This window comes from Streptomyces sp. NPDC028928 (genome assembly GCF_055564915.1).
Window position 1 is genome coordinate 166,153 of sequence record NZ_JBVHVI010000015.1, and the last position, 25,872, is coordinate 192,024.

Genomic DNA, 25,872 nt, shown 5'->3' on the forward strand with positions numbered 1-25,872 from the left:
GCAGGCCCCGAGACCCGGAGCCGAAATGCCGTCGGCCGGCTCTCCCGTGCTGGGAGAGCCGGCCGACGGCCACAGACGGTCCAGGGGAGCGGAAGCCCGCTCTGACCTGGGGCGATATCACACGTCGAAGTACAGCTCGAACTCGTGCGGGTGCGGGCGCAGCTGGAGCGGGGCGATCTCGTTGGTGCGCTTGAAGTCGATCCACGTCTCGATCAGGTCGGACGTGAACACGTCGCCCTGGAGGAGGAACTCGTGGTCGGCCTCGAGCGCGTCGAGGACGGCGTTGAGTGAGGTCGGGACCTGGGCGACGTTCGCGTGCTCCTCGGGAGCCAGCTCGTACAGGTCCTTGTCGATCGGCTCGGCCGGCTCGATCTTGTTCTTGATGCCGTCCAGGCCGGCGAGGAGCAGGGCCGAGAAGGCGAGGTACGGGTTGCCGGAGGAGTCGGGCGCGCGGAACTCGACGCGCTTGGCCTTCGGGTTCGAACCCGTGATCGGGATACGCATCGCGGCGGAGCGGTTGCGCTGCGAGTACACCAGGTTGATCGGCGCCTCGAAGCCCGGCACCAGACGGTGGTACGAGTTCACCGTCGGGTTGGTGAAGGCGAGCAGCGACGGAGCGTGCTTGAGGATGCCGCCGATGTAGTAACGGGCGGTGTCCGACAGGCCCGCGTAACCGGCCTCGTCGTAGAACAGCGGGTCGCCGTTGGACCAGAGGGACTGGTGGACGTGCATGCCCGAGCCGTTGTCACCGAAGATCGGCTTCGGCATGAAGGTCGCGGTCTTGCCGTTGCGCCAGGCGACGTTCTTCACGATGTACTTGAAGAGCTGCAGGTCGTCGGCGGCGGCGAGCAGGGTGTTGAACTTGTAGTTGATCTCCGCCTGGCCGGCGGTGCCCACCTCGTGGTGCTGGCGCTCGACCTTCAGGCCCTGCTTCTCCAGCTCCAGGGAGATCTCGGCGCGCAGGTCGGCGAAGTGGTCGACCGGCGGGACCGGGAAGTAACCGCCCTTGTAGCGGACCTTGTACCCACGGTTGTTCTCCAGGGCGCCGGTGTTCCAGGCACCCGCCTCGGAGTCGATGTGGTAGAAGGACTCGTTCGCCGAGGTGGCGAAGCGGACGGAGTCGAAGACGTAGAACTCGGCCTCGGGACCGAAGTACGCCGTGTCGGCGATGCCGGTCGACGCCAGGTACGCCTCGGCCTTCTTCGCCACGTTCCGCGGGTCACGGGAGTACTGCTCACCCGTGATCGGGTCGTGGATGAAGAAGTTGATGTTGAGGGTCTTGTCGCGGCGGAACGGGTCCACACGGGCGGTGGACAGGTCGGCACGCAGAGCCATGTCGGACTCGTGGATGGCCTGGAAACCACGGATCGACGATCCGTCGAAGGCCAGCTCCTCGTCCGGGTCGAACGCCTCAACGGGCACCGTGAAGTGCTGCATGACGCCCGGCAGGTCGCAGAACCGGACGTCGACGAACTTGACGTCCTCGTCCGCGATGAACTTCTTGGCCTCGTCGGCGTTCTGGAACATCCAGCTCCTCCTACTCCCGACCGTCCTCGCCGGGGTGGTAGATCGTTCGTGCGGCCAGTGCGGTGGCACACGCTGGTCTCGACCCTAGGGACGGGTGATTTCTCGGGCGTGACCCGTTTGTTTCGCAGAAGTTAACCGGCCACATGTCCACGGTAGCCCCGACGACCCCCTGCGCGTAGTGCCCGAAACCGGGCGCAGTACCGTTTACGCGTGGACAACAGGCAGGCAATCGGATCGTGGCTCTCCGGCCCCCGCGCGGCCATGGAAGAGGCGGGTGCCGACTTCGGATACCGGGGCGAGCAGCTCGGCCTCCCGGAGCACGGACCGAACTCGATCGCACGGCCCGGACGGCGGCTCGGCGCACTCGCCGTGGACTGGGCACTGTGCGTCCTGATCGCATACGGCCTGATCACACACGGCTACAGCCCCGCTACGAGCAACTGGGCGCTCGGCGTCTTCTTCGTCCTGAGCGCCCTGACCGTCGGCACGGTCGGCTTCACCCCCGGCAAGCGCCTCTTCGGCGTCCGGGTCGTGGCCCTGGAGACCGGCACGGTCAGCCCGGGGCGCGCCCTGCTGCGCACGGTCCTGCTGTGCCTCGCGATCCCCGCCCTGGTCTGGGACCGCGACGGCCGCGGCCTGCACGACCGGATCGCCAAGACGGTCGAAGTGCGGATCTGAGCCGGCTACGGATCCGAGTGCCTGATCCCGGTGGCCCACGCCACCGGGACCACCGCGTTCAGCCTCTCCGCAGCACCGCCGCCAGCACCTCCCGCAGTTCCGCCTCCGCATCCCCCACGGCCCCCGGTGCCCGCCACGCCACGAACCCGTCCGGCCGTACCAGCACCGCCCCGTCCGCCGTCGTACCGTGCACGGCCGCCCAGTCGGTGCCGCCTCCGGGGCCCTCGCCGTCGTAGGTCAGGTCGGCGTCCGGCCCCGTGCCGATCCGGTACGCCTCCAGGCGTACGCCGTCCGTGCCGGCGATGCTCCGGGCGGCGGCGTGCCAGGCCCGGCCCGCGGCCGAGCCCGCGTCGCAGAGCAGCACCAGGGACCGCTCGTACAGGTCGACCGTGGAGAGCCGGTCACCCGCCCGGCGCAGCCACAGGTGCGGGGCCCGGCTGCCCGGGTCCGCGGTCAGCCGCACCCCGTCGGGTACGACCGGATGGGCCGGGTCGGCGCCGAGGACCGCGCCTTCCAGATAGCGGTAGGCGAGGACCACCGGGAGGATGCCGCTGCGCGGACCGCCGCCGACGCCGGGCGTGGGGGCGAAGCCGGGGTGGGCGTGCTCCACCGAGCGGGCCGAGGCGCGGGCGCTGGTGGCCAGGGCGACGGGCCGGCGCTCGGTGTCGTAGGTGTCCAGCAGGCCGGGTCCGGCCCAGCCGTCGAGGACGGCGGCCAGCTTCCAGGCCAGGTTGTGCGCGTCCTGGATGCCGGTGTTGGAGCCGAAGGCGCCGGTCGGGGACATCTCGTGCGCGGAGTCGCCGGCGAGCAGGACCCGGCCGGCCGCGTACCGCTCGGCGACGCGTTCCGCGGCGCGCCAGGACGCCTTGCCGGTGATCTCGATGTCGAGGTCGGGGACGCCGACGGCCAGCCGGATGTGCCGCTGGAGCCGTTCCTCGGTGAACTCCTCCAGCGTCTCGCCGTGCTCCGGGTGCCAGGGGGCGTGGAAGACCCAGTGCTCCTTGTTGTCGACGGGCAGCAGGGCGCCGTCGGCCTCGGGGTTGGTGAGGTAGCAGCAGATGAAGCGCCGGTCGCCGACCGTGTCGGCGAGCAGCTTGGACCGGAAGGTGACGCTCACGTTGGCGAAGAGGTCGCCGGGCCCGCTCTGCCCGATGCCGAGCCGGCGCCGCACGGGGCTGCGCGGACCGTCGCACGCGACCAGGTAGTCCGCGCGGACGGTGTACATCGTGTCGCTGTCGCGGTCCCGGACGAACGCCGTCACCCCTTCGGGGTCCTGCTCGAACCCCTCCATCTCGTGGAAGTAGCGCAGGTCTCCGCCGAGCGCACGGGCCCCCTTCAGCAGCACCGGCTCCAGGTCGTTCTGGCTGCACAGACACCAGGTGGTGGGGCTGAACTTCGCCAGTCCGCCGCCCGGGTCGATCTCCTTGAACAGCCATTCGCCGGCGTCGCCGGCCAGGGTCGGGGTCTGGAGGATGCCGTGGTTGTCCGCGAGCAGCGAGGCCGCCGCCTTGATGTCCGGCTCGATGCCGGCCACCCGGTACAGCTCCATCGTCCGCAGGTTGTTGCCGCGGCCACGCGGGTGGATCGAGGTGCCGGAGTGCCGCTCGACGAGCATGTGCGGTACGCCGAGACGGCCCAGGAACAGGGACAGGGACAGGCCCACCAGAGAGCCGCCCACGACGAGGACGGGCACCTGGTGATCGGCTTTCTGCTGCATCGAGGCTCCAGAGGCAGGGTCGGGATGTGAGGCGCGTTGCTCTTTCTGTGCCCTCTGGGACGGCTTTCGCGTGCTCAATCACCCACGTGGTTCACGCGAGTCGCGCACACCGCGGGAAGCGGCACAGGATCAAGAAGCGCTGACGTCGCGTCATCGGCCGCCGGCGTTCGCCTCTGCCCCCGTGAAGGAGATGCGCAGCATGACCACCACCACGTCGGAAAAGATTTCGGCCCCGTCGACGCGTCAGGTGTCGAAACGGGTCTCCCAGTCCGTGTTCGACGGCTCCCGTCTCCGGGTCGTCCTGCTCGTGGACGTCCACGACGGCGCCCAGCAGCAGTTCCTTGAGGCCTACGAGCAACTGTGCAACCAGGTGGCCCAGGTGCCCGGCCATGTCAGCGACCAGCTGTGCCAGTCGATCGAGAACCCCTCCCAATGGCTCATCACCAGTGAGTGGGAGAGCGCCCCGCCGTTCCTCACCTGGGTGAACAGCGAGGAACACGTCCGGATGGTGGAACCGCTGCACAGCTGCGTCCGGGACACCCGGTCGCTGCGCTTCCACGTCGTGCGGGAGACCGGCGGCGAGGAGGCCGCCGCCTCCGGGGCGCGGCGCCGGCTCCAGGCGTCGCCGCGGATCGGTGACGGAGTGATCCGGCACGCGCTGACCTTCACGGTCAAGCCGGGCAGCGAGGAGCAGGTCAAGCGGATCCTCGCCGACTACGCCTCGCCCCGGGCGAAGGTCGACGAGACCACCCGGCTGTGCCGGACCTCCCTGTTCATGCACGGCAACCGGGTCGTGCGGGCCATCGAGGTGCGCGGCGACCTGCTCGCGGCGCTGCGGCACGTCGCCCGCCAGCCCGAGGTGCGGGCCGTCGAGGAGGCCATCAACCCCTACCTGGAGCAGGAGCGGGACCTGAACGACCAGGAGTCCGCGCGGGTGTTCTTCACCCGGGCGGCGCTGCCGGCCGTGCACCACGTCACCGCGGACGAACTCACCGAGGGCGAGCGCAGGGCGCTGTACTACCCGGCCCGCCCGGGCAGCGGGATGCGGCTGGCGGAGCTGATCGCCCAGCAGGACGAGGCGGCGGCGGAGGACCCGGACAGCCCGGTCCTGCGCAGCACGATCTTCCAGCGCGACGACGTCGTCGTACGGCTGATCGACGTACGCCCCGGCCCCGCCGCGCGGGCCGTGCTGCCGGAGCCCGGGCGGCAGGCCGCGCTGAGCGGACTGCTGGACGGCGAGCCCGTCGGCATGGACCTCGTCACCGACCGCCGCTCGCCGGACGCCTGACCCGGCAGGCTCAGTACACCCAACGGAGGAACGCCGTGATCAAACCCCTTCCGAAGATCGTGGACCTCAGCGAGGTCGAGCCCAACACCCGGCGCGGCGGCGATCTGCGCGCCATGCTCACCCCGGCGACGGTGGGCTCCACCAGCGGTTTCATGGGTGTGGCCATCGTGCAGCCCGGCGACCGCATCGCGGAGCACTACCACCCCTACTCCGAGGAGTTCGTGTACGTCGTCTGCGGCCAGATGGAGGTCGACCTGGACGGCGAGCCGCACCCGCTGCGGCCCGAGCAGGGGCTGATGATCCCCATCAACATGCGGCACCGGTTCCGCAACGTCGGCAACGTGGAGGCGCGGATCGTCTTCCACCTGGGCCCGCTGGCCCCCCGGCCGGCCCTCGGCCATGTCGACACGGAGGAGACGCCCGTCGCCGCCGAGCGGGAACAGGTCCGCTCATGAACCGGCGCGTGGCGGTCACCGGCATAGGCGTCGTCGCCCCCGGCGGGATCGGCGTACCGGCGTTCTGGGAGCTGCTCGCCGAAGGCCGTACCGCGACGCGGGGCATCACGTTCTTCGACCCGACCGGGCTGAGGTCCCGGATCGCCGCCGAGTGCGATTTCGACCCCGCCGCCCACGGCCTGGACGCCGAGCAGGTCGAGCGGGCGGACCGGTACATACAGTTCGCCCTGGTCGCCGGCGAGGAAGCGGTCCGGGACTCCGGTCTCGACCTCGGCCGGGAGGACCCCTGGCGGGTCGGTGTCTCCCTGGGCACCGCCGTCGGCGGCACCACCCGGCTGGAGCACGACTACGTCCTGGTCAGCCACCGAGGGCAGCGCTGGGACGTCGACCACACCGAGGCGGAGCCGCAGCTGCACCGGGCGTTCTCGCCGAGCACCGTGGCCTCCGCGGTGGCGGAACGTTTCGGCGCCCAGGGTCCGGTGCAGACCGTGTCCACCGGCTGCACCTCCGGACTGGACGCCGTCGGCTACGCCTTCCACACCGTCCAGGAAGGCCGGGCCGACATATGCATCGCGGGGGCGTCGGACTCCCCGATCTCCCCGATCACCATGGCCTGCTTCGACGCGATCAAGGCCACGTCCCCGAACAACGACGACCCCGCGCACGCCTCCCGGCCCTTCGACAACAACCGTGACGGCTTCGTCATGGGCGAGGGCGGCGCGGTGCTCGTCCTGGAGGAACTGGAGCACGCCCGGGCCCGCGGTGCCCACGTGTACTGCGTGTTCGGCGGCTACGCCACCTTCGGCAACGCCTACCACATGACCGGCCTGACCAAGGAGGGCCTGGAGATGGCGCGGGCCATAGACACCGCCCTGAACCAGGCGCGGCTCGACCCCACGGCGATCGACTACGTCAACGCGCACGGCTCCGGCACCCGGCAGAACGACCGCCACGAGACGGCGGCCGTGAAGCGGGCGCTCGGCCACCACGCCTACGACACCCCGATGAGCTCCATCAAGTCCATGGTGGGGCACTCCCTCGGGGCGATCGGCGCCATCGAACTGGTCGCCTGTGTGCTGGCCCTCGCCAAGCAGGTCGTCCCGCCGACCGCGAACTACGAGATCCCCGACCCCGAGTGCGACCTGGACTACGTCCCGCGCGTCGCCCGCGAACGGAAGCTGACCAGCGTGCTGTCCGTGGGCAGCGGGTTCGGCGGCTTCCAGTCCGCGGTGATCCTGACCCGGCCGAGGGAGTGAGGACACGATGAGCGAACCGCAGGACCGGCAGGCGGCCATCACCGGCATCGGTGTGGTCGCGCCCAACGGCACCACCACCGGCACCTTCTGGAAGGCCACCCAGGAGGGCCTCAGCGTCCTCGACCGGGTCACCCGCGAGGGCTGCGAGCACCTTCCCCTCAAGGTGGCCGGTGAGGTCCGCGCCTTCGACCCGGCCGCGACGATCGAGGAACGCTTCCTCGTCCAGACCGACCGGTTCACGCACTACGCCATGGCCGCGGCCGACTTCGCGCTGGACGACGCCCGGCTCGGGCCGGGCAGCGTGCCCGACGCGCCCTACTCCATCGGCGTGGTCACCGCGGCCGGATCCGGCGGCGGTGAGTTCGGCCAGCGCGAACTGCAGCAACTGTGGGGCAAGGGCAGCCGGTTCGTCGGGCCGTACCAGTCCATCGCCTGGTTCTACGCCGCGAGCACCGGCCAGGTGTCCATCCGCCGCGGCTTCAAGGGACCCTGCTCGGTCGTCGCCTCCGACGAGGCCGGCGGCCTGGACGCCCTCGCCCACGCGGCCCGGGCGGTACGGCGCGGCACCGACGTGATCGTGGCCGGCTCCACCGAGGCGCCGCTCGCGCCGTACTCGATGGTCTGCCAGCTCGGCTACGAGGAACTGAGCCGCGAGACGGACCCGTCCCGGGCCTACCGCCCGTTCACGGACGGGGCCTGCGGGTTCGTGCCCGCCGAGGGCGGCGGGATGCTCGTGGTGGAGGCGGCCGCTACCGCCCGGACCCGCGGTGCCCGCATCCGGGCCTTCGTCGCGGGCCACGGGGCCACCTTCACCGGCGCGTCCCGCTGGGCGGAGTCCCGGGCGGGTCTCGCCCACGCCGTCCGGCAGGCCCTGCGGGAGGCCGACTGCGCTCCCGAGGAGATCGACGTCGTCTTCGCCGACGCCCTGGGCGTCCCGGAGGCCGACCGGGCCGAGGCGCTGGCCCTCGCCGACGCCCTCGGCGAGCACGGCACCCGGGTCCCGGTCACCGCGCCCAAGACCGGGATCGGCCGGGGGTACTGCGCGGCCCCCGTGCTGGACACCGCGGCGGCCGTGCTCGCGATGGAACACGGACTGATCCCGCCGACGCCGAACGTCTTCGACGTCTGCCACGACCTCGACCTCGTCACCGGCCGCGCCCGCGCCGCCGAACTGCGGACGGCGCTGGTCCTCAGCCGCGGACTCATGGGGTCGAACTCGGCGCTGGTGCTGCGCCGCGGCACCACGCAGTGAGAAGGAGAAGGAGGAAGCACATGCCCGAGATCACCGTCGAAGAACTCGCCGCGCTGATGAAGAAGGCCGCCGGGGTCACCGTCAGCCCGGATCAGCTCAAGGAGAAGCCCGACACCGGGTTCGACGTCCTCGGCGTCGACTCGCTCGGCCTGCTCGGCATCGTCGGCGAGCTGGAGAACACGCACGGCACCCCGATGCCGGTCGACGCGGAGCGCTGCAAGACACCCCAGCAGTTCCTCAACCTCGTCAACAGCACCCTGATGGCAGGAGCCTGACATGGCAGGACACACCCAGAACGAGATCACCATCGCCGCCCCGCTTGACCTGGTCTGGGACATGACCAACGACCTGGAGCGCTGGCCCCAGCTGTTCAGCGAGTACGCGTCGGTGGAGATCCTCAAGCGGGAGGGCGAGAAGACGACCTTCCGGCTCACCATGCACCCGGACGACAACGGCACCGTCTGGAGCTGGGTCTCCGAGCGCGAACCGGACCGCGCCTCCCGCACCGTCAAGGCGCGCCGGGTGGAGACCGGGCCCTTCGCCTACATGAACATCCACTGGCGGTACGAGGAGGTCCCCGCCGGCACCCGGATGGTCTGGACCCAGGACTTCGAGATGAAGCCGGACGCGCCCGTCGACGACGACTGGATGACCGACAACATCAACAGCAACTCCAAGATCCAGATGGAGCTGATCCGGGAGAAGATCGAGAAGGCGGCATCCGGTCACCGGCCCGCCACGGCCATCGCCGACTGAGCCGGACGACAGGAGACGACCGTGCACCAGGCCCTGATCGTCGCCCGCATGGCCCCGGGCTCCGCTCCCGACATCGCCAAGGTGTTCGCGGAGTCCGACCGGGGAGAGCTGCCGCACCTCGTCGGCGTCGTCCGGCGCAGCCTCTTCCAGTTCGGCGATGTGTACATGCACCTCATCGAGTCCGACCGGGAGCCCGGACCGGCCATCGCCAAGATCACTTCCCACCCCGAGTTCAGGGAGGTCAGCGAGCGGCTTTCGGCGTACGTCAGCGCGTACGACCCGGAGACCTGGCGGTCCCCGAAGGACGCCATGGCCGAGCGCTTCTACCTCTGGGAGCGCGACGCCGGCGTCTGATCCTCCGGCCGGACCACCGGTGCCGGGCCCGCGTCCGACGCGGACCCGGCACCGGTGTGCTCACGCGGGGACGATGCAGTCGAACGCGTGCAGGAACGGGTTGACCGGCTGGATCTCCCCGACCGCCAGGCCCGCCGCCCGGAGCCGGCCGACCATGCTGTCGGTGGTGTGCTTGGCCCCGCCGACGTTCAGGAGCAGCAGCAGGTCCATGGCGGTGCTGAACCGCATCGAGGGGGTGTCGTCCACCAGGTTCTCGATGACGATGACCCGGGTGCCGGGGCCGCCTGCCTCGACGACGTTGCGCAGCAGCCGGGCCGTGCTCTCGTCGTCCCACTCCAGGATGTTCTTGATGATGTAGACGTCGGCCTCGACCGGGACCGCCTCCCGGACGTCACCGGGCACGATCCGCACCCGGTCGGCGAGGTCGCCGCCCTCGCGCAGCCGCGGCAGGGCGTTCTCCACCACCCGGGGCAGGTCGAGCAGGCTGCCCTGCATCGCCGGGTACTTGTCCAGCAGGCAGGCCACCACATGCCCCTGGCCGCCGCCGATGTCCGCGACCGAGCGGCTGCCGGACAGGTCCAGCAGGGCCGCCACCTCCCGCGCCGACTGCTCGCTGGAGCGGGTCATCGCGCGGTTGAAGACGTCCGCGGACTCGGGGGCGTCCTCGTTGAGGTAGGCGAAGAACTCCTTGCCGTACAGGTCCTCCACGACGTTCCGGCCGGTGCGGACCGCCTGGTCCAGCAGCGGCCAGGCGTCCCAGGTCCACGGCTCGGTGCACCACATGGCGATGGCCCGCAGGCTGTTCGGGTCGTCCTCGCGCAGCAGCCGGGACATCTCGGTGTGGGCGAACGTTCCGTCGGGCCGCTCGGCGAAGACGCCGTAGCAGGACAGGGCGCGCAGCAGCCGGCGCAGCGGCCCCGGCTCGGTGTGCACCGCGGCCGCCAGGGTCTCCACGGTCATGGGGGCGTCGCCGAGTGCGTCGGCGACGCCCAGCCGGGCCGCGGCGCGGACCGCGGCGGCGCAGGCCGCCCCGAACGCCAGCTCGCGCAGCCGCATCGACGGGGGAGGGGAGGGGGGTGCCCCCGGCTCCGGGGGAGCCGAAGTCGCGCGGGATGGTGCGGTCATGTGCCGCCTTCCTTCCTTGCGTGGGTCGGGTACGGCCGTCCGGTCAGCACAGGCCCGCGGGCCTGGAGGCCCGGCAGGAGTTCCCGGTGAAGGCGTTGCCGCTCTTGGTGGTCTCCTGGTTGACGAGGTCCGCCGGGGAGTTGTCCGCCAGCCGGTTGCCGGTGATCCGGTTCTTCTCGCTGGTGGCGCCCACGAAGCTCTTGAACAGGACGATGCCGCCGGACAGCGGGGACTTGCCCGAGTGACCGGTGACCCGGTTCCGCGTCACCAGGGCCTTCTCGGTACCGGTCAGCACGATGCCGGAGCCCTTCAGATAGGGCAGCCGGGCGGTCTTCGGGCAGTACTTGTTGTTCTGCACGACCAGGTTGTCGCTGACGGTGAGGGCGCCGGCCCGCGGCTTGTTCTCGTCGCCGACGACGAACACGCCCGCGCAGTTGCCGGTGACGTAGTTCCGCGTGACGGCGAGGTTGCGCAGGCGGCGGACGGTGATGCCGATCCGGTTGTCCTGCAGCCGGTTGTGGTCGACCACCGCGCCCTTGCTGTCCGTGGCGCCCTGCTCGGCCTTGACGTTGTTGGCGAGGAACAGCCCGGCGTCCCCGTTGCCCAGGGCCGTGTTGTTCCGGAACAGCCCGCGGGTGGAGTGCTCCTGGGCGATGCCCCACTGGCCGTTGTGCTCGGCGATCACGCGCTTCACGGTCAGCCGGTCGGTGCCCATGGAGAACAGGCCGCTCCTGGCGAAACCGGTCACCTTCAGATCGGAGACGGTGACGCCCTCGAGGGGCTTGTTCTTGCCCCCGACCACACAGATGCCGTTGCCGTCCGAAAGGCAGGTGATGGCGGCCTTCTTGCCGGTTTTCCCACCGGACTTCTTGCCGTGCGGGGCGGGCTTGGTCTTCTTCTTGGGGGGCTGGATCACGGTGCCGGGGCCCGCGCCGCGCAGGGTGAGGCCTGCCGTCTTCACCGTGACGCTCTCACGGTAGGTGCCGGCGAGCACGAACACGGTGTCGCCGGCCTTGGCGGCGTTGACCGCCTTCTGGATCGACTCACCCGGATGCACCACGAGGGTCCGGTGGGCGGCCGACGCCGGGGTGGTGCCGGTGAACGCGCCGACGAGAGCCGTGGTGCATGCCAGGTACGCAATGTGTCGTTTTGTCACATTCCGAAGGCTAGGAGCGCATGACCCGATTACCGGGCGGATACTCCGTTGGGCGGCGTGTCAGGGTCAGCGCCCCCGCGGACCGCCCTTGGGAAGCTTCATCCCCTTCGGCATGGGGCCCTTCGGCAACGGCATGTTGCTCATCAGGTCACCCATGGCCCGCAGCCGGTCGTTGGTCGCCGTCACCTGGGGACCGGTGAGCACGCGCGGCAGCTTCAGCATGGTCGTGCGGAGCTTCTTCAGCTCGACCTGGCCCTCACCGGTGCCGACGATCACATCGTGCACCGGCACGTCCGCGACGATGCGGTTCATCTTCTTCTTCTCGGCGGCCAGCAGGCTCTTCACCCGGTTCGGGTTGCCCTCGGCGACCAGCACGATGCCGGCCTTGCCGACGGCCCGGTGCACCACGTCCTGGCTGCGGTTCATCGCCACCGCCGGCGTCGTCGTCCAGCCCCGGCCGATGTTGTCCAGCACGGCCGCCGCGGCGCCGGGCTGGCCCTCCATCTGGCCGAAGGCGGCCCGCTCGGCCCGGCGGCCGAACACGATCGCCGTCGCCAGCAGGGCGATCAGCAGGCCGAAGATGCCCAGGTAGACCGGGTGGCCGATCAGAAAGCCGATCGCGAGGAAGACACCGAGGGTGCCGATGCCGACGGCCGCGAGTACAAGACCGATCTTCTTGTCGGCCTTGCGGGTCATCTTGTACGTGAGGGCGATCTGCTTCAGTCGCCCTGCGTTCGCGGCGTCCGCCGCGGTTTCCTTCCTCGCCATGCCACGAAGTCTACGTGCCCCCGGGAGCGCGGACGACGGCAGTGCCCGGCGGGGGAGCCGGGGGCGGCGGCGCGGAGGCGTCAGGAGCGGCCGGCGGCCTGCTCCAGGACGCGCTCGGCCTCGACGCGGTCCTTGGCACGGCGGCGGTCCTCCAGGACGGAGGTCCAGGCGTTGCGGCGGGCGGTGCGCTGACCGCCGCTCATGAGCAGGGACTCCACGGCGCGGAGGGCGTCGGTGAAGGACGGGATGGCGGTGGCACGTACGGGTGCGGCCTGCATGAGCGAGGTCCCCCCTCGGAGCAGTGGCGATACGGGGCGTGATACCAGGGTCACTGATTGGTGTTACCAGGGCGTGACCCGCCGGTCAAACGCCCGTGAAGCCTTGATGGGGCGCGTCCGAACGACGACGCGGCCCTGGCGCCGCCCTCATCAGCGAGGACGGCCAGGACCGCGTCGACTCGGCCATTACTGGCCAGTAATTGCTTGTGCGCGAATTCACACGCTCGGCTCACACCGCCTGGGTGGCGACGAACGCACCACGCTTCTCGACGGCCATCTGGTACAGCCGCCCGGCGCGGTAGGAAGACCGCACCAGCGGCCCGGACATCACACCGGAGAAGCCGATCTGCTCGGCCTCCTCCTTCAGCTCCACGAACTCGTGCGGCTTCACCCAGCGCTCCACCGGGTGGTGCCGCACGGAGGGGCGCAGGTATTGGGTGATGGTGACCAGCTCGCAGCCCGCGTCGTGCAGCTGCTTCAGCGCCTCGCTGACCTCCTCGCGGGTCTCGCCCATGCCGAGGATCAGGTTCGACTTGGTGACCAGGCCGTAGTCGCGGGCCTCGGTGATGACCTTCAGGGAGCGCTCGTAGCGGAAGCCGGGGCGGATCCGCTTGAAGATCCGGGGGACCGTCTCGACGTTGTGCGCGAAGACCTCGGGGCGGGAGGCGAAGACCTCCGCCAGCTGCTCGGGGACCGCGTTGAAGTCGGGGGCCAGCAGCTCGACCTTGGTCCGGCCGCCCTCGCGGGCGGCCGTCTGCTGGTGGATCTGGCGCACGGTCTCGGCGTACAGCCAGGCGCCGCCGTCCTCCAGGTCGTCGCGGGCGACGCCGGTGATGGTGGCGTAGTTCAGGTCCATGGTGACCACGGACTCGCCGACGCGGCGCGGCTCGTCGCGGTCGAGCGCCTCGGGCTTGCCGGTGTCGATCTGGCAGAAGTCACAGCGCCGGGTGCACTGGTCGCCGCCGATGAGGAAGGTCGCCTCGCGGTCCTCCCAGCACTCGTAGATGTTCGGGCAGCCGGCTTCCTGGCACACCGTGTGCAGGCCCTCGCTCTTCACGAGGTTCTGCATCTTCGAGTACTCGGGGCCCATTTTCGCCCGGGTCTTGATCCACTCGGGCTTGCGCTCGATGGGGGTCTGGCTGTTGCGGACCTCCAGGCGCAGCATCTTGCGTCCGTCGGGTGAGACTGCGGACACGTCGGCTCCCTGTGACTTCGATTCTTCGGCGTACACCAGGGTACGCCCGTACTGTTAGCGCCCTGCCGCAGAGGCCAACCCCGCTGTCGCAGGGCGCATTCCCCCCGCGGACGATCAGGCGGACGCCGTCTCGATCACCCGCGGCTTCAGCTCGGCGTTCTCCAGGATGTCCTTCAGGTGCTTCTCGATCACCGGCAGGACCTCCTCGATGGTGACGTCCCGGCCCAGCTCGCCCGCGAGGGAGGCGACGCCCGCGTCCCGGATGCCGCACGGGATGATCCGGTCGAACCACTTCATGTCGGGGTGCACGTTGAACGAGAAGCCGTGCATGGTGACGCCCTTGGCCACCCGGATGCCGATCTGGGCGATCTTGCGGTCCTCGCGGCGCTGGCCCGCGTTGGAGGGGGCGTACTCGGGGCCGTTCAGCCGGGGGTCGAACTCCTCGTCCTGCAGCCGCGGGTCGAAGTCCAGCGAGAGCCCGCCGAGCTTCGGCCGCTGCTCGACCGGGTCGCCGAGCACCCACACCCCGCTGCGCCCCTCGACCCGGGTGGTCTCCAGGCCGAACTCGGCGCAGGTGCGGATGATCGCCTCCTCCAGCCGCCGTACGTGCGCGACCACGTCCACCGGACGGGGGAGCTTCTGGATCGGGTAGCCCACGAGCTGGCCCGGGCCGTGCCAGGTGATCTTGCCGCCGCGGTCCACGTCGATGACGGGGGTGCCGTCCAGCGGGCGCTCGCTGTCCTCGGTGCGCCGGCCCGCCGTGTAGACCGGGGGGTGCTCCAGCAGGATCACGGTGTCCGGGACCTCGTCGGCGAACCGGGCCGCGTGCACCCGGCGCTGCTCGTCCCAGGCCCGCTGGTAATCGACGGCATCCGCTCCGAATCCCATGCGGACGAACCGCAACTCACTCACGGCAAGCGCCTCCCTCGGCGACGGGTGTGTCAGGCATGTGTCGCGCCCACGCCACTGTACGTCCGACCGGAGTACGTCAGCCCTGCGGGCGTTCCTCACACGATCGGATGAATGGGCGGCGAAGTATGCGACCGTCTGCTCACTCTCCGCTACATTCGCGCCGTTCGTGAGGCCATAAGGGCTGCTCAAAGGCAATCCGGGCACGTCGACAGGCCCGGAAGGCAGGAGACCGCACCGCAGATGACGGACCGACCCGCGCAGCGCACCCCCAACCGCCAGCTCGCCGCGCTCATCGCAGAAGCGGGGTTCTCCAACGCGGGTCTGGCCCGTCGCGTCGACCAGCTCGGCCTGGAGCACGGGCTGGATCTCAGATACGACAAGACATCGGTCACCCGCTGGCTGCGCGGACAGCAGCCGCGCGGCACGACCCCGGCCCTCATCGCCGAGGTGTTCACCCGCCGGCTCGGGCGCCGGCTCACCGCGCAGGACCTCGGCCTGGACGCCTGCGCGCCGGTGTACGCCGGGCTGGAGTTCGCGGCCACCCCGGAGGAGGCCGTCGACATCGTCAGCGGGCTGTGGCGCAAGGACTCCGGCAGCCACGCCGAGCTGCGCAAGATCGCCTTCACCCCGGCCGGGCTCGTGGTGCCCAGCCGGGACTGGCTGATCGGCAAGGCCGACGACCGGGTGGCCCGCGAACCGGCACCCCGGGTGCCACCGCAGGGCCGGCCCGGCGCGGCCAAGCCCCAGCCGCTGGTGCCACCCCGGGTGCGCGGGCAGGCCGAGCGGGCCGCCGGGCACAAGGTCACCGGCGGTGACATCGCCGCACTGCACTCGGTCGGCGAGCTGTTCCGCACCCTCGACGACCGCTTCGGCGGCGGCCACGCCCGCCAGGCACTGGTGCGCTATCTGGAGCACGAGTGCGAGCCGATGCTCCGCGGCTCCTACGACGAGCAGACCGGCCGCCGGCTGTTCGGCGCCGCCGCCGACCTGACCCGGCTCGCGGGCTGGACCTCGTACGACATCGCCGCGCACGGCCTCGCCCAGCGTTACTTCGTCCAGGCGCTGCGGCTCGCCCAGGCGGCCGGCGACCGGGCCTACGGCTCCTACGTCCTGGTCACCATGAGCCGCCAGGCCGTCTACCTCGGCCACGGCAGGGAGGCCGTGCAACTGGCGCGGGTCGCCCAGCAGGGCGTCGGCACGGGCGCCGTCCCGGTCGTCCAGGCGCTGCTGCACGCGTCCGAGGCGCGGGCGCACGCCGTCCTGGGCGAGGTGAGGGCGTGCACCGCGGCGCTGGTGCGGGCCGAGCGCGCCCTGGAGGCGGCCCGGCCCGGGGACGAGGTGCCGTACTGGGCCGTGTTCTTCGACGAGGCACAGCTCGCCGACGAGTTCGGCCACTGCCACCGGGACCTTCAGCAGTTCCGGGCCGCCGCGCAGCACGCCGAGCGCTCGCTGCAGCTGCGGGCGCCGACCTATGCCCGCAGCCGGTTGTTCTGCCGGATCGTCCTCGCCACGGCCCGGCTCGGCCTCGGCGAACTCGACCAGGCGTGCGCGCTGGCGGCGGAGGCGGCGGGGCAGGCCGCGGAGATGCGGTCCGCTCGTGCGGTGGAGTACGTGAAGGATTTCGAGCGGCGGCTGGAGCCCTATCGGGACGCGCCGCCTGTGCGGGGGTATCGGGAGAAGGTCGCGGCGTTGGGGTAGACGAAACCCCCTAGGCCGCCCTCGGCATCGAGGGGGCCGGGTCCGCGCTGTGCATCGAGCCCGACGCGCCCAGGTCCGCCAGGACGGCCGACGCCGCCCTGTGGGCCGAGTGGAGGGCGCCCTGGACCGTGCTGGTGTCGCGGTGGTCGCCGCAGACGTAGAGGCCGGCCAGGAGGCGTACCGGGCGGCGCAGGTCGTGCGGGGGGCGCATGGCCGGGACCGCCTCGGGGGTGTGGTGGACGGCCAGCGTCTCCCAGCGGCGCGTGGAGGTGCCGTAGAGGCGGGAGAGGTGGATGCGGACCGCCGTGTCCACCTCTTCCGGCGGGGTGCCCAGCACCGTGGAGGAGATCAGGGCGCGGCCGGCCGGTGCCCGGCTCGGATCCACGTTGCTGATGACCGCCGTGTGCGCGACCGGTCCGCCCCGGTCGGCGTCCAGCAGCAGCGAGGTACCCGTGGAGAAGACCGCCGCCGGGTCGTCGGTGGTGTGGTGGACGACCGTCACCGGGTGGAAGTCCGGCACCCTCAGACCCGGCAGCAGCTCGGCCGCGGCCCGCGCGTCCGTCGCCAGCAGCACCGCCCGGCAGCGGATCTCGCCGTGCTCGGCGGTGGCCACCGAGGTCGTGGACACCGAGGTGACCCGCACCCCGGTGTGCACCGTGCCCGGCGGCAGCGCCCGGGCCAGCAGCTCCGGCAATACCTCCGCGCCGCCCTCCGGCACGCACAGCCGGCCGCTCGCGAAGGCGCGCAGCGCCAGGTCGGCGCACCTGCTGGAGGTGGTCAGCTCCGGGTCGCACAGCAGCGCGGCGAGCAGCGGGCGCAGGAAGCCGTCGACGGTGCGGGCCGGCACCCCGCGCTGGGCGAGCGCCTGGGCGGCCGGCATCTCGGGGCGGGCCAGGATGCGTTCGGCGGGGGTCGCCGCGATCCGGCCGAGCGCGGCGCCCAGCCGGGCCTGGTCCACCGCGCCGCCCACCGGCGCGGTGGGCGTGGCCGCCGTGCCCCTGGGGGCGCCGGCGAGGGCGCGCACCACATGGAGTGCGCCCCGTGCGCCCCGCGCGCTCCCGCCGGCCGCCGGCGCGCCCGCGCGCTGGGTGCGGCCGTCGCGGTGCAGCAGGACGCCCGGCGCGAAGCGGCGCAGGGTCAGGGCGTCCAGGCCGGGGGAGAAGCGGAGTTCGGGATAGGACGTGGACAGCAGCTGCCCGATGCGGTCGAGCCGGAAGCCGTCGACCTTCTCGGTCGACATACGGCCCCCGACGTACGGGGCGGCCTCCAGGACCGCGGTGGTGATTCCTGCGCTGGTCAGTCGATGGGCCGCCGAGAGACCGGCGATTCCGGCTCCCACGATGACGACGTCCACCTGGTACGCGGGCTCAAGCACGAGGCCCCTCCTGTGGTTGCGCGGCCGGTGGAGACGTCATGCCCCCAACAGGCGCCACGGATACCCGAGTTCGGGTCGAGGTTAGGGCCGTGATCGGTCAGGAACAGTCGCGCATCAACAGGGCACGGTCGCATGGAGGTCGCATACGGTCACTTCCGTTCGCCGGTGTCACCCCGCCGCGCGGATCGCCTCGTCGATACCGGGGAACGCGAACCGGAATCCCGACTCCAGCAGCCGCCTGGGCACCACCCGCTGGCTGCCCAGTACATCCCCGGCCATCTCCCCGAGCACCGCCCGCAACACCGGAGCGGGCACCGCGAACACCGTCGGCCGGTGCAGCACCCGGCCCATCGCCGCCGTGATCTCACGGTTGGTCAGCGGCTGAGGAGCCGTCAGATTGACGGGGCCCGAGAGGCCGTCGTGGTCGATGAGATGGCGGAGCGCGGCGACCTCGTCGTGCAGCGCGATGTACGACCAGTACTGCCGCCCGTCGCCCAGCCGCCCCCCGAGCCCCGCCCGGAACAGCGGGAACAGCCGCCCCCAGGCCCCGCCGCCCCGGGCCACCACCAGGCCCGTGCGCGCGAGAACCGTCCGCACCCCCGCCTCCTCGGCGGGTGCCGCCGCCTCCTCCCACTCCACGCACAGCCCGGCCAGGAAGCCGTCCCCCGGCGGCGCGTCCTCGTCCACCACCCGGTCGCCGGTGTCGCCGTAGACGCCGATCGCGCTGCCGTTCACGAACACCCGCGGCGGCCGCGGCAGCGTGGCCACCGCCTCGGCCAGCGCGGCCGTGCCCAGCACCCGGCTGTCCCGCAGGACGCGCTTGTACCGAGGGGTCCAGCGCCGGTCGCCCACCCCGGCCCCCGCCAGATTGACCACCGCGTCACACCCGGTCAGCCCGGCCGCGTCGACGTGACCCCGCTCCGGGTCCCAGCGGACCTCGTCCGCGCCCCGGGGTGCCCGGCGCACCAGCCGTACCACCTCGTGCCCGTCCGCGGTCAGGGACCGGACCAGGGCGCTGCCGATGAGACCGGACGCGCCGGCCACCGCGATGCGTGAACGTTCCATGGCCCCAGCATGACCGTACGGCCCGTCGGAAACCCGTTGGGGGCGCCGGGACCGCGCGCCGTAGGGTGACCGTCATGCCGGAGCCGTACATACGCATCGCCCAGGCCGCCGACGAGGACGAACTGGCCGTCCTCGACCGGGCCACCTGGTCCACCCTGCACGCCGTGGCACCCCGCCCGCAGCCGCCGTACCCGCCGTTCTTCGACGAGCGGCACCGGCCGGAGGAGTTCCTCGTCGCCGAGGCCGGTGGGCGCATCCTCGGCTACATCCGCCTCACCCACCCCACCCCGCTCCCCTCCAACGCGCACGTCCTGGCCGTCCAGGGGTTCGCCGTCGCCGACGAGGCCCGCGGGCGGGGCGTCGGACGCGCGCTGATCCGGGCCGCCGTCACCGAGGCGCGCCGCCGCGGGGCGCGCCGCCTCACCCTGCGCGTGCTCGGGCACAACACCCCCGCCCGCACCCTGTACGCGTCCGAGGGGTTCACCGTCGAGGGCGTGCTGCCGGGGGAGTTCCTCATCGACGGCCGGTACGTGGACGACGTGTGCATGGGCCGCAGTCTGCAGGCCGACTGACCGCCGGGAAGCGACGGCGAACCGACTAGGAATCGACCAGCTCGCCCGTGTCCACCCGGGCCGTCGCCGTGGCCGCGCGCCGGGCGTCGCCGGCCACCTCGGCCGCCGTCAGCGCGTACCCCGTCTCGGAGTCCGAGGTGGACCGGGCGAAGACCATCCCGAACACCCGGCCCTCCGTGGTCAGCAGCGGGCCGCCGGAGTTGCCCGGCCGGACCGTGGAACGGACCGAGTAGATCTCCCGGGTGACCGTCCGGTCGTTGTAGATGTTCTGGCCGGTCGCCCGCACCCGGCTCCCCACCGTCGCCGCCTGCAGGTCCAGCGCCCCGTCCTGCGGATAACCCGCCACCACCGCCGCGTCCCCGCGCGCGGCGCTCGGGTCGAACCGCAGCACCGGCGCCCGCAGCCCCGGCACGTACAGCACCGCCACGTCCCGGTCCGGGTCGAAGAGCACCACCCGCGCCGGGTACGACGGCCCGACCCCGCCGACCCGCACGCCCGGGTCGTCGATGCCGGCCACCACGTGCGCGTTGGTCATCACCCGCTGCGGCGCGTACACGAACCCGCTGCCCTCGCGGCCCTCCGCGCCCGCGGTGCCCTCGATCTTCACCGAGCTGGATCTGGCCGCGCGCGCCGCCGCCGGGGTGACACTGTCCCCGGTCGGCCGGGGCACCCGGGCCGTCGACTCGTTCTCGAACGGGTTGAACACCTGCGGGAAGCCCGCCTCGGCCAGCGCGGACGTGGCCCGCGAGAACCACGCGGGCGTGGTCTGCGGCATCGCCTGCTGCACCGCGCCGAGCAGCGTCGAGTTCCGTATCGCCGTCGTCAGGGGCTGCGACGGGGCCGCGCTCAGCACGCTCGCCGCCACCCACGCCACGACCAGCACCGCGACCGAGTTCGCCGCCGCGCCCCCCAGCCCGTCCGCCACTCTGAGCGGACCGCGGTCCAGCTCTCCGCGCAGCCGCAGCGCCAGCCGGCCCGCCAGCTCGTGCCCCACCACCGCCGGCAGCAGCACCGTCACCACCGCGAGCACCGTCGCCGCCGCCGTACCCCGCTCCACCTGGCCCGTCACCCACGGCAGCAGCCACACGCCGACCGCCGCACCGCCCACGAACCCGGCCAGCGAGACACAGCCGGCCACCAGCCCGCGCCGGTATCCGGAGACCGCGTAGACGACGATCAGCAGCACAAGCAGCAGGTCCAGCAGGTCCACGGAGCCGCCTTTCTCTCGGACCCCTCAGTACGGACGGGATCGGTCCGCTGATCAGCACGCGCCCTCGGGCGGCCACCGGGCGGCAGAACCGGTCACGTACGTGTGTACCACCAGAAACGACCCGGACCAGGACGATGGTTCCACCAGCCGGCACAGCACACATCGCGGGCGGGGCACGGCGACCCGAGAGTGGGATCACGCGTGTCGTCCGAAGAGCCCCGCAGGCCCGGCAGGGCGCCGCGCCTCGGTGCGGTCCGCCGTTGCCCCGCTCCGCCTGGCTGGACCGCGCCGGCGCCGGCCCGTCACCGGCGCCCACACCCAGGGCTTCGAGCACCGCACCACCGGCATCGCCGGCATCGCCGCCTCGGCACCTTCGCAGCGGCCTCAGCCGTCACAGGACGGGGGCCACCGCCACCCTGCCCGCTCTGGCCGGCCACAACGACGGCTTCCCGGCCACCTGGCCCGGCGCCGCCCTCACCGCCCGCCTCCCGGCGATCCGGGAACGGGCCGCGGCTCTGCAAGGGCCGCACGATCGACCTCGGCCGGACGCCCAGCCGGACCCCGCCGGCCGTCCACAGCCACGCCACAGGCAATGCGCAGGCCGTGCTCAGTCCCGCGTCCTACGGTCGGGTTCGAGACAGCAGCCGACCGGAGGCGGGGACAGGATGAGCAGGACGAACAGCCGTCGTGGCGCGGGCGCGCCTGAGTACGCCGGACGGAGCCGGACCGGCCGCGGGCCCTGGGCGGTGGTGTGCGCGGCACTGGCCGTCGTCCTCGGCCCGGCCGCGGTCACCGCCTCCGCCCTCCACCAGGCCAACGCGGCCCCGATGCGCCACCCCGGCGTCAGCTCTTGAACCGCTCCCACAGCCGGGGATACCGCTCGGCGAGCACCCGGTCGTCCTCCAGGTCCAGGGGTGTGCCCTCCGGCTCGGCGGGCGCCGGGGCGATGCCCAGATCGGGGGCGACGGTGCCGGTCAGCTGCTCGTACGCCTCGTCCGCCGCGTAGCCCAGCTCCTCACCGTCGCCGTCGATCTCCTCGTCGAACTCGCCCAGCAGCTCGGCCAGCGCGTCCGGCTCGTGCAGGGCCCCCTCGAAGACCTCCCGGCCCTGCCCGATCAGCCAGCACCGGAAGAAGTCGAACGCGTCGTCGCTGCACCCGTCCAGCAGCAGCCAGGCGGCACCCCACAGGTCCCAGCGGTAGGCGCGGTTGTAGCGGGCCTCGAAGTGACGGGCGAAGTCCAGGACCAGCTCGGGGTCCAGCTGGAGCAGCCGGTCCAGGAGCACGTCGGCCTGCTCCTCGGGGTCACCCCCGGCGGCCTCCCGGCTGGAGTCGATCAGCTCCCAGAACTCCGTCTCGTCCATCACGGAACCAGCATCGGGCCTCGGCCGGTGGGCCGCACGCGGAGTCCGGGGGATCTCACCGGCCCTCCGTACGGCGGTACAGCGCGGCGATCCGGGCCGCGTCCGCCGCGAACCGCTCCCGCAGCCCCTCCGGAGCCAGCACCTCCGCCTCCGCCCCCAGCGCCGTCAGCTGGCTGTGCGCGACCTCCTCCGACTCCACGGGCAGCGTCACCGTCACCCACCCCTCGGCATCCGGCTCGCCCGGACTTCGCAGCGCCTCCCGCGCGCCGAGCGGATCCACGGCGTACGGCAGCCGGCGCACGCCGTCGGGGGAGAGCCGTACGACCACCTCCGCCCGCAGGATCGACCGGGCGAACCGCTCCGCCTGCTCCGCCCAGAAGCCGGGCAGGTCGAACTCCGGGTCGCGGTCGAAGCGTTCCCCGAGGGGGTCGACGGCGCTGAACCGGTCGATCCGGTACGTCCGGAAGACGCTCGCCCCGGCCACCCGCGCGCACAGGTACCAGACCCCCGCCTTCAGCACGAGCCCGTACGGCTCCAGCGCCCGCTCCACCTCGTCCTCCCCGCGCCGGTAGCGGGCGGTGACACAGCGGTCGTCCCACACCGCCTCGGCGAGCACCGGCAGCAGCACCGGCGTCTCCGGCTCCCGGAACCAGGCGGGCGCGTCCAGGTGGAACCGCTGCGCGGCCGTGTCCGGGGCGTCCCGCAGCGAGGGCAGCAGCGCGGCCGAGACCTTCAGCCGGGCGGCCGAGGCCGCGTCCTGAAGCCCCATCTCCCTGAGCGCCCCCGGCACCCCGCTCAGGAACAGCGCCTCGGCCTCGCTCCGGGCCAGCCCGGTCAGCCGCGTCCGGTACCCCCCGACCAGCCGGTACCCGCCGACCCGCCCCCGCTCCGCGTACACCGGCACCCCCGCCTCCGACAGCGCCTGCGCGTCCCGGGTCACGGTCCGCTCCGACACCTCCAGCTCCCGCGCCAGCTCGGCCGCGGTCATGGCGGGCTTGGACTGGAGCAGCAGGACCATCTTGATCAGACGAGCGGCGCGCATGCGCCCATCATGCAAGAGGCCCCCGCCGAAGCGGGGGCCTCCTCACCTGAGCCGGTCCTTACAGCCCGTACTTCGCCCGGGCCTCCTTGACCGCCGTCGCCTTCACCTCGCCGCGGCGGGCCAGCTGGGCCAGGGCCGCCACGACGATCGACGGCGCGTCCACGCCGAAGTGGCGGCGGGCGGCCTCACGGGTGTCCGACAGACCGAAGCCGTCGGCGCCCAGCGAGGACCAGTCCTGCTCGACCCACTGCGCGATCTGGTCCGGGACCTGGCGCATGTAGTCGGACACCGCCAGCACCGGGCCCTCGGCGCCCTGGAGCGCCTGGCGGACGTACGGCACCCGCTCCTCGCCGCGCAGCAGGGCCGCGTCGGCCTCCATGGCGTCCCGGCGCAGCTCGGACCAGGAGGTCGCGGACCACACGTCGGCGGCCACCCCCCACTCCTCGGCGAGCAGCTTCTGGGCTTCGAGGGCCCAGTGGATCGCCGTACCGGAGCCCAGCAGCTGGATGCGCGGGGCGTTCGCCGGGGCGGACACGCCCGCCGACTCCGCCGTGTTGAAGCGGTACAGACCCTTGACGATGCCCTCGTCGATGCCGAGACCCTGCGGCTTCGCCGGCTGCGGCAGCGGCTCGTTGTAGACCGTCAGGTAGTAGAAGACGTTCTGGTCCTCGCCCGGCTTGGCCTCGCCGTACATCCGGCGCAGACCCTCACGGACGATCACCGCGATCTCGTAGGCGAACGCGGGGTCGTACGTCAGCGCGGCCGGGTTGGTCGCGGCGATGACCGGGGAGTGGCCGTCGGCGTGCTGGAGGCCCTCGCCCGTCAGGGTCGTACGGCCCGCCGTCGCGCCGATGAGGAAGCCGCGGCCGAGCTGGTCGCCGAGCTGCCACATCTGGTCGGCGGTGCGCTGCCAGCCGAACATCGAGTAGAAGATGTAGAACGGGATCATCGCCTCGCCGTGCGTCGCGTACGCGGTGGACGCGGCGATGAAGTCGGCCATCGAACCGGCCTCGGTGATCCCCTCGTTGAGGATCTGGCCGTTCTTGGCCTCCTTGTAGTACATCAGCTGGTCGCGGTCGACCGGCTCGTACGTCTGGCCCTTCGGCGAGTAGATGCCGAGGGACGGGAAGAGGCTCTCCATGCCGAAGGTGCGCGCCTCGTCGGGGACGATCGGCACCCAGCGCTTGCCCGTCTCCTTGTCGCGGACCAGGTCCTTGACCAGGCGGACGAAGGCCATGGTGGTGGCCACGTTCTGGGAGCCGGAGCCCTTGTCGAAGGAGGCGAAGGCCTTCTCGGCCGGGGCCGGCAGCGGGGCCAGCGCGTGCGTACGGCGGGCCGGGGCCGGACCGCCGAGGGCCGCGCGGCGCTCCTGGAGGTAGCGGACCTCGGGGGAGTCGGCGCCCGGGTGGCCGTAGGGCACCACGCCGTCGACGAAGTCGCTGTCCTTGATCGGCAGCTCCAGCAGGTCCCGCATCGTCTTGAACTCGTCCACCGTCAGCTTCTTCATCTGGTGGTTGGCGTTCTTCGACGCGAAGCCCTCGCCGAGGGTGTGGCCCTTGACCGTCTGGGCCAGGATCACGGTCGGCGCGCCCTTGTGCTCGACGGCGGCCTTGTACGCGGCGTAGACCTTGCGGGCCTCGTGACCACCGCGGGACAGGTGGAAGCACTCGAGGATCTTGTCGTCGCTCAGCAGCTTCGCCATCTCGGCGAGCGCCGGGTCCTTGCCGAAGAAGTCCTCGCGGATGTAGGCGGCGTTGCGGGTCTGGTACGTCTGGATCTGCGCGTCCGGTACCTCGCGCAGCCGGCGTACCAGCGCGCCCGTGGTGTCGAGCGCGAACAGCTCGTCCCAGGCCGTGCCCCACAGCGTCTTGACGACGTTCCAGCCGGCGCCGCGGAACTGGGCCTCCAGCTCCTGCACGATCTTGAAGTTGGCGCGGACCGGGCCGTCGAGGCGCTGCAGGTTGCAGTTGATGACGAAGGTGAGGTTGTCCAGCTCCTCACGCGCGGCCAGCGCGAGCGCCGCCGTCGACTCCGGCTCGTCCATCTCGCCGTCGCCGAGGAAGGCCCAGACGTGGGACGCCGAGACGTCCTTGATGCCGCGGTTGGTGAGGTAGCGGTTGAAGCGCGCCTGGTAGATCGCGGAGAGCGGGCCGAGGCCCATCGACACCGTCGGGAACTCCCACAGCCAGGGCAGCCGGCGCGGGTGCGGGTACGACGGCAGGCCGTTGCCGCCGGCCTCCTGGCGGAAGTTGTCGAGGTGCGCCTCGTTCAGGCGGCCGTCGAGGAAGGCGCGGGCGTAGATGCCGGGGGAGGCGTGGCCCTGGATGTAGAGCTGGTCGCCCGAGCCGTCGGCCTCCTTGCCCTTGAAGAAGTGGTTGAAGCCGGTCTCGTACAGCCAGGCCGCCGAGGCGAAGGTGGCGATGTGGCCGCCGACGCCGTACTTGCTGCCCCGGGTCACCATGGCGGCCGCGTTCCAGCGGTTCCACGCCGTGATCCGGGCCTCCATCTCCGGGTCGCCGGGCATGCCCGGCTCGGCGGAGGTGGGGATGGTGTTGACGTAGTCGGTCTCGAGGAGCTTCGGCAGCGCGATGCCGCCCGCCTCGGCGCGCTCCAGCGTGCGGCGCATCAGGTACGCGGCGCGGTGCGGCCCGGCCTCCCTGGCGACGGCGTCCAGGGAGGCCTGCCACTCGGCGGTCTCCTCCGGGTCGCGGTCCGGGAGCTGGTCGAGCGCGCTCGGCTGGATGGCGTTGGGGTCGGTCATGTCGCCGCCTTCCTCAGTCGAAGGGGGTTCCCTCATCGGTAAGGGTTCGGGGGTGCCCTTGGTCTTTGGC

The 25,872-nt window shown here is 72.1% G+C and carries 25 protein-coding genes; 11 read left to right on the forward strand and 14 right to left on the reverse strand.

The features are described from left to right. Positions 1 to 117 precede the first annotated feature (117 nt). A complete protein-coding gene (glnA, locus tag ACZ4U1_RS32210; protein WP_356159996.1) occupies positions 118 to 1,527 on the reverse strand; it encodes a type I glutamate--ammonia ligase in 1,410 nt (469 codons plus the stop codon). A 210-nt stretch (positions 1,528 to 1,737) separates the two neighbouring features. Here glnA and ACZ4U1_RS32215 point away from each other — a divergent pair, with 210 nt between their 5' ends. Next, a complete protein-coding gene (locus ACZ4U1_RS32215) occupies positions 1,738 to 2,205 on the forward strand; it encodes an RDD family protein (RefSeq protein WP_467907693.1) in 468 nt (155 codons plus the stop codon). Between the two features lie 58 nt (positions 2,206 to 2,263). Here the strand turns inward: ACZ4U1_RS32215 and ACZ4U1_RS32220 are convergent, their stop codons facing one another. Continuing rightward, entirely contained in the window at positions 2,264 to 3,922 is a 1,659-nt protein-coding gene (locus ACZ4U1_RS32220; RefSeq protein WP_467907694.1) for an FAD-dependent oxidoreductase, read from the reverse strand. A 190-nt stretch (positions 3,923 to 4,112) separates the two neighbouring features. Here ACZ4U1_RS32220 and ACZ4U1_RS32225 point away from each other — a divergent pair, with 190 nt between their 5' ends. From ACZ4U1_RS32225 to ACZ4U1_RS32255, 7 genes are read left to right on the forward strand one after another with little or no spacing between them, the layout of a single operon-like run. Continuing rightward, on the forward strand, positions 4,113 to 5,210 hold the full coding sequence (locus ACZ4U1_RS32225; RefSeq protein WP_467907696.1) for a SchA/CurD-like domain-containing protein: 1,098 nt from the start codon (positions 4,113 to 4,115) through the stop codon (positions 5,208 to 5,210). 59 nt (positions 5,211 to 5,269) lie between these two features. Beyond that, positions 5,270 to 5,665, forward strand: coding sequence for a cupin domain-containing protein (locus ACZ4U1_RS32230; protein WP_467907772.1), 396 nt, complete (start codon positions 5,270 to 5,272; stop codon positions 5,663 to 5,665). Next, entirely contained in the window at positions 5,662 to 6,921 is a 1,260-nt protein-coding gene (locus tag ACZ4U1_RS32235; protein ID WP_467907697.1) for a beta-ketoacyl-[acyl-carrier-protein] synthase family protein, read from the forward strand. Before ACZ4U1_RS32230 ends, ACZ4U1_RS32235 begins: the two co-directional genes overlap by 4 nt. A 7-nt stretch (positions 6,922 to 6,928) precedes the next feature. Next, on the forward strand, positions 6,929 to 8,173 hold the full coding sequence (locus tag ACZ4U1_RS32240; protein WP_467907698.1) for a beta-ketoacyl synthase N-terminal-like domain-containing protein: 1,245 nt from the start codon (positions 6,929 to 6,931) through the stop codon (positions 8,171 to 8,173). A 20-nt stretch (positions 8,174 to 8,193) separates the two neighbouring features. After that, positions 8,194 to 8,448: an acyl carrier protein gene (locus ACZ4U1_RS32245; RefSeq protein ID WP_189307155.1), complete on the forward strand. Its 255-nt coding sequence runs from the start codon at positions 8,194 to 8,196 to the stop codon at positions 8,446 to 8,448. A 1-nt stretch (position 8,449) separates the two neighbouring features. After that, positions 8,450 to 8,929, forward strand: coding sequence for an SRPBCC family protein (locus ACZ4U1_RS32250; RefSeq protein ID WP_467907699.1), 480 nt, complete (start codon positions 8,450 to 8,452; stop codon positions 8,927 to 8,929). A gap of 21 nt (positions 8,930 to 8,950) precedes the next feature. Then, entirely contained in the window at positions 8,951 to 9,283 is a 333-nt protein-coding gene (locus ACZ4U1_RS32255; protein ID WP_467907700.1) for a TcmI family type II polyketide cyclase, read from the forward strand. Between the two features lie 60 nt (positions 9,284 to 9,343). Here ACZ4U1_RS32255 and ACZ4U1_RS32260 read toward each other — a convergent pair whose 3' ends face one another. The 6 genes from ACZ4U1_RS32260 to lipB form a co-directional block, all read right to left on the reverse strand. Beyond that, the gene (locus ACZ4U1_RS32260; protein ID WP_467907701.1) at positions 9,344 to 10,408 is read right to left on the reverse strand and encodes a methyltransferase; all 1,065 of its coding nucleotides are present in this window, start codon (positions 10,406 to 10,408) and stop codon (positions 9,344 to 9,346) included. Between the two features lie 43 nt (positions 10,409 to 10,451). Beyond that, positions 10,452 to 11,564, reverse strand: a complete 1,113-nt coding sequence (locus tag ACZ4U1_RS32265) for a right-handed parallel beta-helix repeat-containing protein (protein ID WP_467907702.1) — start codon at positions 11,562 to 11,564, stop codon at positions 10,452 to 10,454. 66 nt (positions 11,565 to 11,630) lie between these two features. Beyond that, complete coding sequence (locus tag ACZ4U1_RS32270; RefSeq protein ID WP_467907703.1) at positions 11,631 to 12,332, reverse strand: DUF4191 domain-containing protein; 702 nt, start codon at positions 12,330 to 12,332, stop codon at positions 11,631 to 11,633. A gap of 80 nt (positions 12,333 to 12,412) precedes the next feature. Continuing rightward, positions 12,413 to 12,610, reverse strand: a complete 198-nt coding sequence (locus ACZ4U1_RS32275; RefSeq protein ID WP_467907704.1) for an SCO2195 family GlnR-regulated protein — start codon at positions 12,608 to 12,610, stop codon at positions 12,413 to 12,415. Positions 12,611 to 12,839: 229 nt separating this feature from the next. Further along, complete coding sequence (lipA, locus tag ACZ4U1_RS32280) at positions 12,840 to 13,805, reverse strand: lipoyl synthase (protein WP_467907705.1); 966 nt, start codon at positions 13,803 to 13,805, stop codon at positions 12,840 to 12,842. Positions 13,806 to 13,919: 114 nt separating this feature from the next. After that, positions 13,920 to 14,717, reverse strand: a complete 798-nt coding sequence (lipB, locus tag ACZ4U1_RS32285) for a lipoyl(octanoyl) transferase LipB (protein ID WP_467907706.1) — start codon at positions 14,715 to 14,717, stop codon at positions 13,920 to 13,922. Between the two features lie 240 nt (positions 14,718 to 14,957). Between lipB and ACZ4U1_RS32290 the strand changes: the two genes are divergently transcribed. Further along, the gene (locus ACZ4U1_RS32290; protein ID WP_467907707.1) at positions 14,958 to 16,415 is read left to right on the forward strand and encodes a regulator; all 1,458 of its coding nucleotides are present in this window, start codon (positions 14,958 to 14,960) and stop codon (positions 16,413 to 16,415) included. Between the two features lie 10 nt (positions 16,416 to 16,425). Here the strand turns inward: ACZ4U1_RS32290 and ACZ4U1_RS32295 are convergent, their stop codons facing one another. Further along, entirely contained in the window at positions 16,426 to 17,790 is a 1,365-nt protein-coding gene (locus ACZ4U1_RS32295) for an NAD(P)/FAD-dependent oxidoreductase (RefSeq protein ID WP_467907708.1), read from the reverse strand. 168 nt (positions 17,791 to 17,958) lie between these two features. Beyond that, on the reverse strand, positions 17,959 to 18,855 hold the full coding sequence (locus ACZ4U1_RS32300) for a TIGR01777 family oxidoreductase (RefSeq protein ID WP_467907709.1): 897 nt from the start codon (positions 18,853 to 18,855) through the stop codon (positions 17,959 to 17,961). Between the two features lie 74 nt (positions 18,856 to 18,929). On the opposite strand from ACZ4U1_RS32300, the gene ACZ4U1_RS32305 reads away from it, so the two are divergent. After that, entirely contained in the window at positions 18,930 to 19,427 is a 498-nt protein-coding gene (locus tag ACZ4U1_RS32305) for a GNAT family N-acetyltransferase (protein ID WP_467907710.1), read from the forward strand. Positions 19,428 to 19,452: 25 nt separating this feature from the next. Here the strand turns inward: ACZ4U1_RS32305 and ACZ4U1_RS32310 are convergent, their stop codons facing one another. Further along, the gene (locus ACZ4U1_RS32310; protein ID WP_467907711.1) at positions 19,453 to 20,637 is read right to left on the reverse strand and encodes a MarP family serine protease; all 1,185 of its coding nucleotides are present in this window, start codon (positions 20,635 to 20,637) and stop codon (positions 19,453 to 19,455) included. Positions 20,638 to 21,302: 665 nt separating this feature from the next. Here ACZ4U1_RS32310 and ACZ4U1_RS32315 point away from each other — a divergent pair. Next, positions 21,303 to 21,491 carry a hypothetical protein gene (locus ACZ4U1_RS32315; protein ID WP_467907712.1) on the forward strand — a complete coding sequence of 63 codons (189 nt, stop codon included), beginning with the start codon at positions 21,303 to 21,305 and terminating at the stop codon, positions 21,489 to 21,491. Here the strand turns inward: ACZ4U1_RS32315 and ACZ4U1_RS32320 are convergent. Genes ACZ4U1_RS32320 through aceE form a run of 3 tightly spaced genes read right to left on the reverse strand, consistent with a single transcriptional unit; the run spans position 21,481 to position 25,802 of the window. Beyond that, positions 21,481 to 21,999 carry a DUF4240 domain-containing protein gene (locus ACZ4U1_RS32320; RefSeq protein WP_467907773.1) on the reverse strand — a complete coding sequence of 173 codons (519 nt, stop codon included), beginning with the start codon at positions 21,997 to 21,999 and terminating at the stop codon, positions 21,481 to 21,483. The genes ACZ4U1_RS32315 and ACZ4U1_RS32320 overlap by 11 nt on opposite strands. Positions 22,000 to 22,054: 55 nt before the next feature. Beyond that, on the reverse strand, positions 22,055 to 23,041 hold the full coding sequence (locus ACZ4U1_RS32325; RefSeq protein ID WP_467907713.1) for a helix-turn-helix transcriptional regulator: 987 nt from the start codon (positions 23,039 to 23,041) through the stop codon (positions 22,055 to 22,057). Between the two features lie 58 nt (positions 23,042 to 23,099). Then, on the reverse strand, positions 23,100 to 25,802 hold the full coding sequence (aceE, locus tag ACZ4U1_RS32330) for a pyruvate dehydrogenase (acetyl-transferring), homodimeric type (protein WP_467907714.1): 2,703 nt from the start codon (positions 25,800 to 25,802) through the stop codon (positions 23,100 to 23,102). Between the last annotated feature and the right edge of the window lie 70 nt (positions 25,803 to 25,872).